The organism is Adonisia turfae CCMR0081 (genome assembly GCF_011009555.1).
Lineage (GTDB): Bacteria > Cyanobacteriota > Cyanobacteriia > Phormidesmidales > Phormidesmidaceae > Leptothoe > Leptothoe turfae.
Map to the genome: position 1 here is coordinate 6,673,084 of NZ_QXHD01000004.1, position 14,244 is coordinate 6,687,327.

Genomic DNA, 14,244 nt, shown 5'->3' on the forward strand with positions numbered 1-14,244 from the left:
ATCATCAAAGTCGAGGGCGTTGTTTTGGGCCAGTCCCTTTTGGTAATGGCGATACACATCAGCGATGACGCGCCCTTTAAAGTTGGGGTTCTCCTTCTCGTACTCGTCAGGATCGAGACCCTGGTTTTTGGCATTGCTGACGGCGTATCGGACAGAGCGGGGATTAAACTTGCGGTCGTCCAGGTTGAGGGTACTGACGACGATATTTTTGACCAGGCTCTGGGCATCGGATTCGTCAAAAATTGTAAACGCTTTGGTCCAGCGATGACCGGCACGGCTTTGGTATTTTTCGATATCAAAGCGCAAGATACGGGAACAGAGGGCGTGGAAGGTGCCGATCCACAGGTCTTTAATAAAAGTTTTGTAGACGTAGGAGCGCAGCTGGGTTTGCTCGTAATCGGGCAGCAGGTGTAGGGGCTGACCGTGGCGACCAAGAGCTTCCTGCTCGGCAAACAGCTTTTCGATGCGCTCTTTCATTTCCTTGGCGGCCTTATTGGTAAAGGTCACCGCCAGGATATTTTCGGGGTCCACACGGTGGTTGAGGATCAGGTTGGCAATGCGGTAGGTGAGGGCACGGGTTTTGCCAGAACCGGCCCCGGCGACCACAAGCAAGGGTCCACAGAAATGTTCGACGGCCTGACGTTGAGCAGCGTTGAGCTGACTGAGGAAATCGGCTGGTGTGGTCATTGTGGCAGTGGGTTAGGGGAATGGCGGCCGGGTGATGCGCTGAATCAGTATTCTAATGTAACGGATCTAGTGTGGATGGGAGCGGTTGTATGGTCATAAATGCAACGATTATTGGCTGTGGCTATGTGGGTAAGGAGGTGGCTCGACTGTGGCAGCAGCAGGGCCTGAGGGTAACGGTGACGACGACCAGCCCAGAGCGTGTCGAAGAGTTACAAACTGTGGCGGATCGCGTACGGGTGTTCAGGGGAACGGAGCCAGAGGCGGTGCAGGATTGTTTAGTGGATCAGCAGGTGGTGCTGGTATGCGTGGGGTCAAAGCGCGGGGCGAACTACAAAGAGACGTACCTGGGAACGGCAAAGACCCTGGCGGAGGTGCTGCCGAATACGCAGGTGCAGCATCTTATATATACAAGTACGTACTCTGTGTACGGTCAGCATCAGGGGGCAACGGTCACTGAAGCGACGACCGTAAAGCCTGCAACAGCTAATGGTGAGGTGATTGCGGAGACGGAACAGACATTGCTGGGCTTAGGGGGGGTAAAAGTATGTGTGTTACGGCTGGGAGGAATCTATGGACCGGGCCGGACGTTGGAGAGAATTTATAGTCGGGCGGCGGGTCAGACGCGACCGGGCACGGGCGGTGAGTGGGCAAATTGGATTCATCGGGATGACATTGTGGGGGCGATTGAGTTTGTGCGATCGCGCGCCCTCTCAGGCATCTATAACGTAGTGCAGGATGAGATTCCAACGGTTAAGGAATTGATTAATGAGGTGTGCGATCGCTACAATTTAGCCCCAGTGCACTGGGATCCATCGCAGCCTAGTGCAAGAGCGTACAATGCAAAGGTTTCGAATGCAAAGATTAAGGCGGCAGGATACCAGTTCGTACATCCGCAATTTTTTGATTCGTAGGGGCACTGTAACGTTGCAGCACATACCTATTGCACATTCACATTAATCACCGACCCATCCTGCGGCCCCAAAATCACCTCCAGCGGTCTCTGATCCGCATGGGCTTTAACGGCTTGACGGTAGACCTTATAGCTAGTGGGTAGAGTTTTCTGCTGTCCGGGTTGATCCACCGTCAATGTATAGTCAACGGATTTGATCAGCTCAGGTGATTCGGGCTGCTCGTTTTCGCCCTGGCGAGCTTCAACATCATCCACGGTAGGTTTGGGGGGAAGTTCGGGCCACCAGAGACCTTCGTTATCTGGACCGGTAACGGCCAGGCCAGGTCGGACACCATTTTGGTTTTCTAAGGAAGTGGAGGCGAACTTTTCGAGCCGGGTGTCGTTGGGGCGATCGCGACCGTCGGCGCGGTTGTAGCGTACTTGCCAGGTATAGGTAACGGTGGCATTAGCACTATAGTTGGTGGTGGCAAAGTTGGTTGTGACGGGTTCACCGCAGGCTGCGATCGCAACTAAACCACCGATCAATACAGAACCCAAATATTGTCTGGCTAACACCATCGCTTTTGCTTTACGTGAAAGTACTCATCCTATCAAGTAAGCCATGGCCCATTCTCCGCAATACACAGGAATGTTCACTTATAAAATCGCACCTGGACGTATCCTTAACCCTACGGATGCATTTGTGATTTTGAGAGCCCTATCATCAAAAAGTCTTAAAGGATTTTAAAGAAAATCTCTAAATTTTATGGATAACAACCTCACCCATGCTCTGCAACAGATGATTCTTTCCTATGGTTGGCGGGCAGTTCTCGCAGAGTTAGCTCAGCTCTCCATTGACCAAGGTCAGCATACTAATGCTGATTTGTTGTTGCAGGTCTCCTATGATGGTCCTAAACATCCATTGGTGCGTTAAATCCGCCATCGGTAAGTTGTGCTGACCTAATGTTAACCATGTTAAAAAAGTTGTGTTTGGCAGGAGAATTACTGGGCCTAGTATTGTTATTCAATTTGTTGCTAGTTCCAGCTATCCAGGCAGCACCCTTATGCCGAACGGTGGATAATCACCAGGTTTGTGTTCTAAAAATCACCCGGAGTGCTAAATATTACTGGGAGTACCGAGCTGTGGTGCAGGTAGACGATACCCGTCGTCCCATGGGTCGGTATAACTGCCATACCCATGAATATATCCGCCGTGATGGTCAGCCCGTAGCCGATGATATTGCGACCCAAGTCATCTGTGCTTTTTTCAAGTCCTAGGGGTTTGACTGTGGTCACCTGATGCAATCACCCCCTAAGTTAGGGATGACCAAGATAGGCATTACTTACTACATATTTATTGATTTGTGGCATACCGAATTAAACAATGAGGCATTTATATTCAATGCTCAAAGGAACTCCATTGACACCTTTCAATTCATCTGAGAACGCAACCACGCCATAGTAGAATCAAAACAATTTGTTAAGCAGCTCTAACAAATATTAAGCAGAGCTGCCCTCCCCGTTGCAGGGGGGTTGGTCCGGCGCATGGCAGCCGTTTCCGGTTGTAGTGTGCTTTTTAGTGGCGTTGTAAATGGCTGCTGAGGACTGCTAACCAAAAACGTCCCAGCACCACCTGGGCGGTAGTTTGCAACGACGATTGTCAATTCAGAGCGTGGAAAATTTTATGACCGCAACACTTGATAGGTTATCAACCGATCGGCTTTCTGATGGGCCGTTGGCTAATGTAACGCTGAGAGATGTGATCAACACCATACCGAAGGAGTGCTTTAAGAAAAATTCTCGCAAGGCATGGCAACAGGTGGGTCTAAGCGTTGTAATGACGATTTTAGGGTATATTGCGATCGCCCTATCACCTTGGTTTTTGCTCCCTTTTGCCTGGTTCTTTGCAGGTACAGCTCTAACGGGTTGGTTTGTCATCGGGCATGACTGCGGTCATCGGTCCTTTGCCAAACGTCGTTGGGTTAATGACATCGTTGGTTACATCTCCTTTGCTCCCCTAATCTATCCCTTCCACCCCTGGCGACTACTCCACGACCATCACCATCGCCATACCAATAAGCAAGATGTCGATAACGCTTGGCATCCCTGGACTATCGATACCTATACATCAGAGAGCAAGTTCATGCAGACGGCTTACTGGCTAATGCGTGGACGTCTTTGGTGGCTGGCTTCCATTATTCACTGGGCCGGCATTCACTTTAATCTAAATAACTTTGCTGAGCGGGATAAGCGTAAGGCTCAAGTATCCATTGCGGTCGTTGTTATATTTGCAGCTATTGTTTTCCCCACAATGATTGCCACCTTAGGTGTTTGGGGTTGGGTCAAGTTCTGGTTGATGCCCTGGATAGGCTATCACTTCTGGATGAGCACCTTTACGCTGGTACACCATACAGCGCCTGATATCCAGTTTTATCCTGAGGAAACCTGGAATGAAGTGGAATCTCAATTGGCCGGTACGGTTCACTGCGACTACCCTAAATGGATCGAATTGTTATGCCACGATATCAGCGTCCATGTGCCCCACCATATTTCTACAGGTATCCCAGCCTATAACCTGCGTATGGCTCACCAAAGCTTGAAGGATGCTTGGGGAGACCGGGTGCATATTCGTGAGGAAAAGTTCACCTGGAAATTTATGCGCAGCATCATTGACCATTGCCATCTCTATCACGCTGAAAAGGCCTATGTACCGTTCAAAGCCGTTCGTCGGTAATAGCCCAAGCTATTAAGTTCCAAGCGTCGATAGCCTTAAATAAGGCCCTGGAATATGCCGGGGCCTTTTTGCTGAACGGGCATCGACCAGCATTTCGTATTAAAGGTAACAAAATAAAGAAAAATGCCTAAACAAATGACATTTAAAAATTAATTTTGTCTATCAATGTGGCCCAGTTTAATCGTATTAATAGATAGCAAAATTATTAGGGTTTTATATTTACTCCAATTTCTTTGAGGGATTTTTCAATTTTTGATAAATCCATCTCTGACACACTTTCTGTCAAAGCACTGATTTGAGCGGACATTGTCAATGATGCGGCCACCTGAAGTCGCTCACCCACTGTCATCTTTTCGCCAAAATTACCAAGTAGCCACTCATCAAAACGACGGAAGGCAATAGTGGTATCGTAAAAAGCTGTATCGGTTACGCTGGGCATTGTCACGCTCTCTTGGGTGTTTACCGAGGCCATAGTTCTCAGGGTAAAATGCTCTTAGGATGAGCATTCCAGTGGCGGGTCAGATTACCTAGCCCTTGAGGATTTTACATAAGTCAATACTTAGCGTGCAAACGCTGCATAGTGCCAAACGTCTAATCCTCATATGAATAATACCCTGGGTCACAAGGTCCTTCAGGCTAATTTCAATCTCCCTATTACCCAAGCAACCGATGCGCCTAAACAGGTACCTCGGGCATTAATGAATGACGGTGACGCCTAATTTGCATCAAACATCCAATTATTTTAACTAGGAAACTGCCAGGTGACATTTACCGGCGACTGGGGAACATTCTAGTCAGTGCACTTCCCTAAGTTCCCATGAGTCAGCAGGTTCTACAGAGGCCTACGCCCTCTGATTATAAGCGTCTGTTTCGCGTCGCTGTTTTAACTTCCACAGCGGCTGGAATGCTTGAGCGGCAGCGTGCACGACTGCGCGAGCGGGTCGAAATTTTAGGGGTGGAAATTGATAATATCTCTCAGCGTCAGTTTTTAGCAGAGCTCACAAGAGGCGTGATTTTCACACCGAATGTGGATCATCTGATGAAGCTCCAGGACGATGCTGAATTTCAGGAAGCCTATCGCCAAGCAGATTACAAGGTATGCGATAGTCAAATTTTGATGTATGCATCTAAGTTGTTGGGCAAACCCTTAAAGGAAAAGATATCAGGGTCTGACTTACTCCCTTTGTTTTGCGATTATCACCGCAACAACCCAGGCATCACAATTTTCTTCCTGGGAGGTGCCAAAGGTGTTGCCAAACAAGCCCAAGTGAATATTAATGCCAGGTTTGGACGAGACATGGTGATTGCAGCCCACTCACCTTCTTTCGGTTTTGAAAAAGATGAGGCTGAATGCCAGTCAATCATTGACATTATTAACGCCTCAGAAGCTACGGTTTTAGCTGTGGGGGTGGGCGCGCCTAAACAAGAACTATGGATCGCAAAATATCGTAGCCATATGCCCAAGGTAAAAATCTTTATGGCGGTCGGGGCCGCCTTAGATTTTGAAGCAGGCAACAAACCCAGAGCACCGCAATTGTGGAGCAGTTTAGGCATTGAGTGGCTATATCGACTAATGTCTGAGCCTAAACGCTTGTGGAAACGCTATTTACTAGATGATTTACCGTTTTTTAAGTTATTGCTTAAACAGAAGCTTAAACAGGTTACGAAGGGAAAGGAGTAGGGGAGTGTTACTGGTTATTGGTTATTAGTTAGCTGTCGACATGGCATTGTGTCTGCGGAGTCACCAATAGCCATCAACCAGTAGCCAATAACCAATAACCAATAACCTCAGAATCTAACCTCCACCCCTTCCAATTACCGAATATTCTCCCCCTTAGAGAACAGCTTAAAGTAGAGCGACTGCATTATTTCCTTAATCGGAAACATGACATAGGTAATCGGGTTGATCGTGACGATAATGTTCCGAATATCTCGCTTAGCTAAAGCAACAATTGCGCCTGCAACCCAGTCAGCCGACATCACACCCACGGGGTTTAACTGGCTCTTAAATGGCCCCAGCACAAGTTTACGAATCACACAGGGTGAATCTTGACGGCGCAGGGTGATTAGATCTCCTAGCAGACGTTTTGATGTTTCGTATAGCGGGCTGAAAGCAGGATTTACCTCAGCTTCAGAGGTATTGATCCACAGCTCTTTCGTGGCAGGACCTAAGCGATTGTCCACAGTTTCTAAAAATACCTCCATCAATCGCCAGGCAGAGAGCGCGTTCACGTCAAGGGACTTGGCGATCGCATCTGTCGACCGCTCACCGTGCACATTGACCCCATGGTTAATTACCAGGATATTCACTCGGCTTAAGGCCTCCTTAAGTTCGTTCTCATGGCCTGAACGCCAGGGAATGACCTTAACAGCCCCTTCAATAACAGCATCCGCCGCTCGGCTGATGGCAATGGGCTTTGCCCCCTGGGCAGCCAGACGTTTAATCAGGGCACGTCCCAGGGTGCCAGAGGCCCCAGTCACAGCGACAGTTTTGCCCTTGAGAGACAGTGCCGTACCCATAAGCTTGTCCGATAGGGTGAAATAGCCTGAATAGTAGGCAGTAGTTTCATCAAAGTGATGCCGCCAGTGATACGCACGGTTAACAAACCATACCCGAGGTGGCGCATTGAACGGACCTGGCTTGTGGGTCAGGTCCGTGCTACGAAGAAACCCTTGCGATCTCAACAGCGCTGCGATCAAAAAAACAGCACCATAGAAAAATCCTAACCAAAATCCCCATATGGGAGTGAAAAGCGCCAACAACGCCATCACCGCCATCATCACCAGCGCCTCAGGCACATCGTTATAAAGCTGAGCCTTACGGTACAGCTCATCGCTCACAACAGAATAGTCCTTACGATAAACCTTGTGATGCCAATTATGGAGTTGAATAAATGGTTGCCAAAAATGGCCTACCACATGGTAGGTATCTCGCACCATCTCTACGAGCAATAAAGACAATAAGCACCATAAGCCTTGGAGCAGCCAGCCTGCTTCAAAGCTGATAACAACATCCCCCACAGAATTAAACCTCTACAGTGACACCGCGCCAGAAAGCAACATAACCTTTGATATTGTTAGCCGCTTCCTTAGGGTCTGCGTAGTACCAAGCAGCATCTTTGTTTTGTTGGCCATCCACGTCAAGGGTGTAATAGTTCGCCACCCCTTTCCAACCACAGGTTGTAGTCTTAGTGCTCGGCTTAAAATAGTCCATATTCAAGGTCTCAGGTGGGAAATATTGATTCCCATCAACCACCTCACAGTTGTCACTCTCGGCTAGCACAGCCCCATTCCAAGTTGCCTTGGGCATGACTCTTGTCCCTTCAGTGTTGCGAATTGTTTCGTATCTGATGGTAAATCTTAATCGAACTAGATGGAAGGGGAGTGGCAGGGAGAATAGGCCGTGGGGCACGGGCAATGGGCAGTCAATAACTTGCCCTGAGCCGGTTAGGGGAAATTTTAACTACTTGGTTTTGAGTGACTGAATTACCTATACTGGTCGCAACGGATTGAAGGTCAGCAGCTCAAAACTTAAAATTCACAACTTAAAGCTCTTCATCCGCTATTTCCTTTTCTCCTCCTGAGCTTTGCGCTTGATTCGCCATTGTTGTTCTAGATACTGAATAATTTTGCTGGCAATATCGATATCTGTTGCCCGCTCAATGCCCTCTAGTCCGGGGGAAGAGTTAACCTCAATGACAACAGGTCCTTGGCTAGACCGCAACAGGTCCACACCCGCCACTTTAAGCCCCATGGCCATGGCAGCCCTAACGGCAGTATCTCGCTCTTGGTTGCTGAGTTTGACACGGCGTACGCTGCCACCCCGATGAATATTAGAGCGAAATTCACCGGGCGCTCCCTGGCGTTTCATGGATGCCACGACTTGATTATTGATAACAAAGCATCGCAGGTCCTGGCCTTTGGCTTCCTTGATATATTCTTGGACCAAAATATTGGCATCCAAACCGCGAAACGCCTCAATTACAGACTTTGCCGCCTGGTATGTTTCTGCTAAAACAACACCGATTCCCTGGGTACCCTCCAGCAGTTTAATCACGAGCGGGGCTCCCCCCACCAGCTCAATGACTCCCTCTGTATCTTTAGTGGAATGGGCAAATCCGGTGACCGGTAATCCCACCCCTTCCTTAGAAAGCAATTGCAAACAGCGTAGTTTGTCACGGGAGCGCGCAATGGCATCAGAGCCGTTGGCACTGAGCACCCCCATCATCTCAAACTGGCGCACAACAGCGGTGCCATAGAACGTGTAGCTAGCACCAATACGTGGAATCACCGCATCAATATCGGTCAGGGGGCTGCCTTGATAAATTAACCGAGGACTATCAGCTGTTATTTCTATGTAGCAACGCATATGATCGATGATTTTCATCAGGTGACCACGTTTGTTGCCTGCTTCCAATAGCCGGCGGGTGGAGTACAAGGACGCATCACGGGACAGCACACCGATTTTCATAGGAAGCGCAAACTGAGTAAAGGCACCGAAAAACCTAGTTAACCTATGATTCCATAGAGTGAGGTTGGAGAGGGCAATTGGCGATGGAGAATGGGGAAAAGTTCTTAGTTTTGAATGCTGAGGTCTGAGGTCTGAGTGTTGAGTACACGCCCCTGGCCAGGTTCATACCAGCAAAACAGCGATCACTGAAAATTCAAAATTCCTACTGCATACCTCCTCCTATATTGACTCTTCACTCTTTGACAGCCTCCGACTGCTCTGCAAAAACGAATGACCAGGGTGGACTAAGAAGCGATCGCGAATGGCCTGACGCCCCAGCAACATACGAAATCCCATCACATCTCGATTGGCAAGGGTAAGCTCAATGGGCCAGGTGGCACCGCCAAGAGATACAGCGGTGAGCACCACAGGGCGTTTTTCTGTGTGGCCACCGGAATCCGTTACCGTCCGTTGGCAAAGGAGTTTTGCCTCGGCTTGCACCAGCTGCCGATCATCATGCTGAACCGGAGCAATTTGGAATCGCACTTTTTGGATGCCACCGGCATCAAACTGTTCAATGTTGATGGCATGGATCGACGAGGAACGAGCCCCTGTGTCTACTTTTGCCTTAACACTGGTGATCCCAAATTCAGGTAGCCTCACCCACTCACGCCACCCAATCAGTGGCAGCTGTTGGGACTCCATCTATTCCCTATGCTCCGATTGCGTACAACACCTTGCTCACTCTATGACAGGTGGTGCACGAGACAGCCATCACAGGGGTAGCAAATCCTGCTCATATTCAACGATGAAGACGTTGGAGTAAAGGTTAGCAATAATTTGCTTACCCTCTTGAGTTAGAGCTAGATAGCGTAGACTGTCATGGATATAAGGGTGAACAACTCCCCAGTAAAACTTAGGATAGTTACGGCGCAGATCGTGGGGAGTTTCATATTTCAACTCCTTATTTTGACCCGTTTCGGCAAACTCATAGAATAGGGCACTGATCTTTTTGAGGTAACGGGGATCACTCAGCTGACCAATTAAATCTGCTGCTCGAATTAACCCTGGATAGTTAATTGTGTCTTGATGGTCCTCTTCTTTAGGTACTGGAAAGCGAGTGAGTTCAATACTATGTTGAATCCGTTTAGCATCAATCCGCTCATTGTTACCAAAACGTTCTGCGACAAATAGCTTGCCACGGTCAACGTGATAGGGTGTCAACGCCGCATCAGTGGCACCGGGAGTAAGTTTAATCATATCGCCATGGCCCGTGGCATACAGGTGTTCATGGTCAAGGTCGTCACGACAGACACCTTTGACATAGCCAATGTCATGGCAAACCAGGGAAATGATGAAGTGCAGCCAATCTTCAGCGGTGACACCTCCTTCGCGAGTATGTTTACCCCTGAGGATTTCTTGACCCACCAGTGTGACTAAAATAGTATGCTCGACATTGTGGTACAGGGCATCGCTATTGGCAATATTTTCAAGGGCCATGCTGCCAGCCCAAGCAATAATTTCTTCGTAGTCATGGTGCAGCCCACCGTAGGTGCGTCGATAGCCAAGACGTAGTTTTTCAACAAAATCAGCGATTAGAATCTCGGTGACATTGAACATGGTAAGGGCTGCTTTTATGGGAGGAAATAAGGGCACTGCGTTTAAAGCTGAGCTAACGCTAACACACCGTAGGGCTACCCTTATATAGCCAAAGGTACTGTAACGGAATGTATGCGCAGCGCAGGTTGCATATGGTTTACTGACAAAAATTTAAAATTAGATATTGACAGCCTCTCCCAGCCTGATCCCACTGCTATATCCGAGGTCTTCTCTACAAAAGAACTCCAGGGTGTGGGCAGGGATTGTCTGGCTGCGATCGCAGGTGCGCATTTTTTCAATATGCACTGACTAAGCTACACAGCACGCCATGACACTGACTGGCATATCGCGGATAGATACCTGATGCCGACATGGGCGGCAGTATAGTTAGAAATTTTGCCCCATGCCTGACGTTAGGGTGCCAAATAAAACTGTCACTGGCTGTGATCAAAGTCATGCAAGGATACGCCATAATGGCAACAGGTTTACATTTGTTAAAGATTTCTACTGTTGCTGATCTAGGGGATACATAGCTCTGTCTGCATTGCCCCGGATCGTTATTTTTCAGATTCAAGCCTCCCAGGCTCAGCAACGTCAGATTTCTTATACAGGCATCCGATAAACAGGGGCCCTGTTTACAGGGGGTCCTGTAAACAGGGTTGTCCTTTAGTTGTACTGGTATTTTCTAGGCTGTGACGTATCGAAATTTTCAAGACGACCCTCAACTCAAAGAATCTACCAATGGTCAGTATGCGAATGGTGCTGCTTTGATTAATGCTTCACCCAAGCAGCGCTCTGCCCTGGTGGGGATACGGGGTTTAGGACTGGGACTACTGCTGGGGATTGGGGTTTCCTTTGTGGGAGGGAGACTGCTATCACGGCCAGCATCTGAGCCAGCAGAAATTCCAGCCGCAGCCACTACGGTGGATCCATCTGGCGCTACCAGTGTGACTGCACAACGGCTGCAATCGGCCAATATTCAACAGTCTTTAGCAGCTACGGGAACCGTACAAGCATTTGACTTACTACAGATTTCTCCCCAAGTCAGTGGCTTGCAGATTCGTGATGTGCGAGTGCGCGCAGGCGATCAAGTGAGTACAGGACAAGTGTTAGCCGTTCTGGATGATTCAGTACTGCAAACTCAGATTGCTCAAGCTCAGGCCAACTATGCCCAGGCAGAAGCACAGGTGGTGCAAGAGCGGGCAGAGCAGGCCCAGGCAGAAGCAACGGCTGCCGAAGCTCAGGAAAACTTTAACCGCTACCAGACCCTCTACGAACAAGGGGGCATTAGTTCACAAGAGTTAAACAGCCGCCGCACTGAAGCCATTACGGCTCGCGAAGCCGTCGGTGTGGCCAAAGCCGCAGTCCAAAGTGCCCAAGCCACCGTAAACAGTCGCGGTGCCGAGATTAGCCGCCTAGAGACCCAGTTAGGCCAAACCGTCGTCACAGCCCCGGCGGCTGGTCAAATTGCTGAGCGACAGGCCACGGTTGGGGATACCTCATCCACGGGCACCGCTCTATTCACCATGGTTCAAGACGGTTTATTGGAATTAGTGGTGGATCTACCTCAACGGCAGCTGTCTAATATTCAGGTCGGCACTCCGGTGATGGTGACCGCCTCAACCAACAACCAAATTAAGATATCGGGGTCTGTGCGTTCTATTGAACCTTTAATCGATCAACAAACTCGCCAGGCAGCGGTCAATGTCAGTCTGTCGGCCAATAGCGAATTACGCACAGGGATGTTTCTACAGGCCGAATTTATGACGGGTCAACGCACCGGCATGGTGCTGCCAGCGACGGCGATACTGCCCCAGGCAGACGACACCTTTAAGGTCTTTACGGTGGATGAATCAGGAGCGGCAGAGCTGGTCACCGTCACCGTTGGAGCGCGACTCCCGGCAACCGCCAATCAGCCGGAACGACTGGAAATTTTATCGGGGCTAGATCAGGGTACCCAAGTGATTGTGGAGGGGGCAAGCTATTTGCAACCAGGCGATCCGGTATCTGTTGTGTCATCGCCCTTTACAGGCCAATCAACTCAACCCACCCCAGCGGAATAATCGGAGACTAACCCATGAATTGGAATATTTCTGAGTGGTCGATTCGTCGACCGGTGCCGACGCTGGTGTTGTTTTTGGTGCTGACCTTATCAGGCTGGTTGTCGTTTACCCAGTTAGGCATTGATGCCAACCCGAATATTGATATTCCGGCAGTCATTGTGTCGGTGAATCAGCTGGGAGCCGGTCCAGAAGAGATGGAAACCCAGATCACCAAAACGGTGGAGGATGCGGTTTCTGGCCTTGGCAATATCGACAATGTGCGCTCGACGGTAACCGATGGTAATTCCACCACGGTGATCAGTTTTGACCTGGGGGTGGATACGGAACAGGCCACCAACGATGTGCGAGATGCCGTCACCCGAGTGCGGGCTGAACTGCCTCAAGATGCTCAGGAACCCCAGGTACGACGTCTCAAATTTGAAGGCGGACCGATGCTGACGTATACGGTCAGTTCTGGAACACGATCGGTGGAGGATTTGAGTGACCTGGTGGATCGCACCATTGCGACGGAGTTGCTGTCGGTAAAAGGTGTAGCCCAGGTACGCCGGTTTGGTGGGGTGGATCGCGAGATTATCGTCGATCTCAATCCCAATGAGCTAGACGCTCTCGGTATCACTGCCACCCAGGTCAACAATCAGATCCGTAATTCCAATATCAACCTGCCCGGTGGTCGCAGCGACATTTTGGGCCAGGAACAGGGCATTCGCACACTGGGTAGTGCACCCACGGTGGAACGTCTACAGAATCTGGGTATTCTCCTACCCGATGGCAACACGGTGCCTTTAAATACCTTGGGAGCCGTTGAGGATGACTTTGGTGAAAAACGGCAATCGGCTTATTTAGACAATCAGCCAGTGGTGTCGTTTTCTGTATTTCGCAGCAATGGCAGTCTGTTAGTAACGGTGGAAGATGGGGTGCAAGATGCGATCGCAACCCTTACCGAAACCCTCGACGACGTCGAATTTGACCTGATCTACACCCGTGCCACCGACGTTCGCGATTCCTATAAAGCCTCCATTGATGCCCTCATTATTGGCTCACTACTCGCAGTTATTGTTGTTAGCGTTTTCCTACGCAACTGGCGCACCACATTAATTACCGCCACCGCCCTACCTCTTTCGATTATCCCCACCTTTATTGTTCTGCAATCCCTGGGCTATACCCTCAACAGCATGACCCTGCTGGCCCTCACCCTGGCGGTCGGCAACCTGGTGGACGACGCCATTGTAGAAATCGAAAACGTAGAACGGCACATCGACATGGGTAAACGTCCCATGCGGGCGGCCATGGATTCTACGGCTGAGGTGGGGTTAGCGGTGGTGACCACCACGGCCACCATTGTGGCCGTATTTTTGCCCGTGGCCTTTATGGGTGGGGTGCCCGGTCAGTTTTTCCAGCCCTTTGGCGTCACCGTAGCCGTCTCCACCATGTTTTCTACCCTGGTGGCCCGTCTGATGACCCCCATGATGGCGGCCTATTTACTCAAACCAAAACCAGTGCAAGAAAAGTCTCCCGGTCAAGCCGATGGCTACCGAGCTGGAGATATCTACGTACCCAAGGGGCTACTGCCCTACTTTCGACTGGTGCGGGGAGCACTGCGCCATCGAATTTTAACGGTAGGCTTAGCCATTGGCTTTTTCATTGCCAGCCTGATGTTGTCGCGGTTTATTCCCACCAGTTTGTTTGCCGCCGGTGACACGGGTTTATCTAGCCTGGCCATCGATCTACCGCCGGGCAGTACCCTGGCCAAAACAGAGCTGGTTACCCAGTACGTGAGTGATCGGCTTAAAGCAAATCCCGCCGTAGATAGCGTATACATTTC

Annotated in this window: 15 protein-coding genes; 7 read left to right on the plus strand and 8 right to left on the minus strand. The window is 49.7% G+C overall.

The features are described from left to right. The coding region (locus DXZ20_RS32315) for an ATP-dependent helicase (RefSeq protein ID WP_163703687.1) at positions 1–687 on the minus strand (687 nt) is incomplete at its 3' end. Positions 688–782: 95 nt separating this feature from the next. On the opposite strand from DXZ20_RS32315, the gene DXZ20_RS32320 reads away from it, so the two are divergent. Further along, entirely contained in the window at positions 783–1,598 is an 816-nt protein-coding gene (locus tag DXZ20_RS32320) for an NAD-dependent epimerase/dehydratase family protein (protein WP_163703688.1), read from the plus strand. Positions 1,599–1,624: 26 nt separating this feature from the next. Here DXZ20_RS32320 and DXZ20_RS32325 read toward each other — a convergent pair whose 3' ends face one another. After that, a complete protein-coding gene (locus DXZ20_RS32325; protein ID WP_163702868.1) occupies positions 1,625–2,155 on the minus strand; it encodes a hypothetical protein in 531 nt (176 codons plus the stop codon). Between the two features lie 187 nt (positions 2,156–2,342). Between DXZ20_RS32325 and DXZ20_RS32330 the strand changes: the two genes are divergently transcribed. The 3 genes from DXZ20_RS32330 to DXZ20_RS32340 all read left to right on the plus strand — a co-directional run bounded on the left by DXZ20_RS32330 (position 2,343) and on the right by DXZ20_RS32340 (position 4,310). Then, positions 2,343–2,510 carry a hypothetical protein gene (locus tag DXZ20_RS32330; protein ID WP_163702869.1) on the plus strand — a complete coding sequence of 56 codons (168 nt, stop codon included), beginning with the start codon at positions 2,343–2,345 and terminating at the stop codon, positions 2,508–2,510. Between the two features lie 38 nt (positions 2,511–2,548). Continuing rightward, positions 2,549–2,854, plus strand: coding sequence for a hypothetical protein (locus tag DXZ20_RS32335; RefSeq protein ID WP_163670754.1), 306 nt, complete (start codon positions 2,549–2,551; stop codon positions 2,852–2,854). 406 nt (positions 2,855–3,260) lie between these two features. After that, entirely contained in the window at positions 3,261–4,310 is a 1,050-nt protein-coding gene (locus tag DXZ20_RS32340; RefSeq protein WP_163670756.1) for a fatty acid desaturase, read from the plus strand. Between the two features lie 205 nt (positions 4,311–4,515). On the opposite strand, the gene DXZ20_RS32345 is transcribed toward DXZ20_RS32340, so the two are convergent. Beyond that, positions 4,516–4,782: a hypothetical protein gene (locus DXZ20_RS32345; protein WP_006519751.1), complete on the minus strand. Its 267-nt coding sequence runs from the start codon at positions 4,780–4,782 to the stop codon at positions 4,516–4,518. A 345-nt stretch (positions 4,783–5,127) separates the two neighbouring features. Between DXZ20_RS32345 and DXZ20_RS32350 the strand changes: the two genes are divergently transcribed. Then, positions 5,128–5,991, plus strand: coding sequence for a WecB/TagA/CpsF family glycosyltransferase (locus DXZ20_RS32350; protein WP_163670758.1), 864 nt, complete (start codon positions 5,128–5,130; stop codon positions 5,989–5,991). 134 nt (positions 5,992–6,125) lie between these two features. Here the strand turns inward: DXZ20_RS32350 and DXZ20_RS32355 are convergent, their stop codons facing one another. The 5 genes from DXZ20_RS32355 to DXZ20_RS32375 form a co-directional block, all read right to left on the minus strand. Beyond that, complete coding sequence (locus DXZ20_RS32355) at positions 6,126–7,331, minus strand: bifunctional sterol desaturase/short chain dehydrogenase (RefSeq protein WP_163702870.1); 1,206 nt, start codon at positions 7,329–7,331, stop codon at positions 6,126–6,128. Positions 7,332–7,335: 4 nt separating this feature from the next. Then, the gene (locus tag DXZ20_RS32360; RefSeq protein WP_163670761.1) at positions 7,336–7,620 is read right to left on the minus strand and encodes a DUF427 domain-containing protein; all 285 of its coding nucleotides are present in this window, start codon (positions 7,618–7,620) and stop codon (positions 7,336–7,338) included. Positions 7,621–7,872: 252 nt separating this feature from the next. Further along, positions 7,873–8,781: a 30S ribosomal protein S6--L-glutamate ligase gene (gene rimK / locus DXZ20_RS32365; RefSeq protein ID WP_163670763.1), complete on the minus strand. Its 909-nt coding sequence runs from the start codon at positions 8,779–8,781 to the stop codon at positions 7,873–7,875. A 219-nt stretch (positions 8,782–9,000) separates the two neighbouring features. Further along, the gene (locus tag DXZ20_RS32370; RefSeq protein WP_163670764.1) at positions 9,001–9,465 is read right to left on the minus strand and encodes an ATP-dependent zinc protease family protein; all 465 of its coding nucleotides are present in this window, start codon (positions 9,463–9,465) and stop codon (positions 9,001–9,003) included. A gap of 69 nt (positions 9,466–9,534) precedes the next feature. After that, positions 9,535–10,380, minus strand: a complete 846-nt coding sequence (locus DXZ20_RS32375; protein ID WP_006519745.1) for an Npun_R2479 family HD domain-containing metalloprotein — start codon at positions 10,378–10,380, stop codon at positions 9,535–9,537. Between the two features lie 671 nt (positions 10,381–11,051). On the opposite strand from DXZ20_RS32375, the gene DXZ20_RS32380 reads away from it, so the two are divergent. Both DXZ20_RS32380 and DXZ20_RS32385 read left to right on the plus strand, forming a co-directional pair. After that, positions 11,052–12,422 (plus strand): efflux RND transporter periplasmic adaptor subunit, encoded by a 1,371-nt coding sequence (locus DXZ20_RS32380; protein WP_163702871.1) that lies wholly within the window; start codon positions 11,052–11,054, stop codon positions 12,420–12,422. Between the two features lie 14 nt (positions 12,423–12,436). After that, positions 12,437–14,244, plus strand: a 1,808-nt coding sequence (locus DXZ20_RS32385; RefSeq protein ID WP_163703689.1) for an efflux RND transporter permease subunit, incomplete at its 3' end; no start/stop codon positions are given.

Bases quoted from the DNA above. Each gene is read 5' to 3' on its own strand.
- DXZ20_RS32375 (WP_006519745.1), bottom strand. From the start codon at position 10,380: ATGTTCAATGTCACCGAGATTCTAATCGCTGATTTTGTTGAAAAACTA.
- DXZ20_RS32350 (WP_163670758.1), top strand. From the start codon at position 5,128: ATGAGTCAGCAGGTTCTACAGAGGCCTACGCCCTCTGATTATAAGCGT.
- DXZ20_RS32325 (WP_163702868.1), bottom strand. From the start codon at position 2,155: ATGGTGTTAGCCAGACAATATTTGGGTTCTGTATTGATCGGTGGTTTA.
- rimK (WP_163670763.1), bottom strand. From the start codon at position 8,781: ATGAAAATCGGTGTGCTGTCCCGTGATGCGTCCTTGTACTCCACCCGC.
- DXZ20_RS32370 (WP_163670764.1), bottom strand. From the start codon at position 9,465: ATGGAGTCCCAACAGCTGCCACTGATTGGGTGGCGTGAGTGGGTGAGG.
- DXZ20_RS32335 (WP_163670754.1), top strand. From the start codon at position 2,549: ATGTTAAAAAAGTTGTGTTTGGCAGGAGAATTACTGGGCCTAGTATTG.
- DXZ20_RS32360 (WP_163670761.1), bottom strand. From the start codon at position 7,620: ATGCCCAAGGCAACTTGGAATGGGGCTGTGCTAGCCGAGAGTGACAAC.
- DXZ20_RS32340 (WP_163670756.1), top strand. From the start codon at position 3,261: ATGACCGCAACACTTGATAGGTTATCAACCGATCGGCTTTCTGATGGG.
- DXZ20_RS32345 (WP_006519751.1), bottom strand. From the start codon at position 4,782: ATGGCCTCGGTAAACACCCAAGAGAGCGTGACAATGCCCAGCGTAACC.
- DXZ20_RS32330 (WP_163702869.1), top strand. From the start codon at position 2,343: ATGGATAACAACCTCACCCATGCTCTGCAACAGATGATTCTTTCCTAT.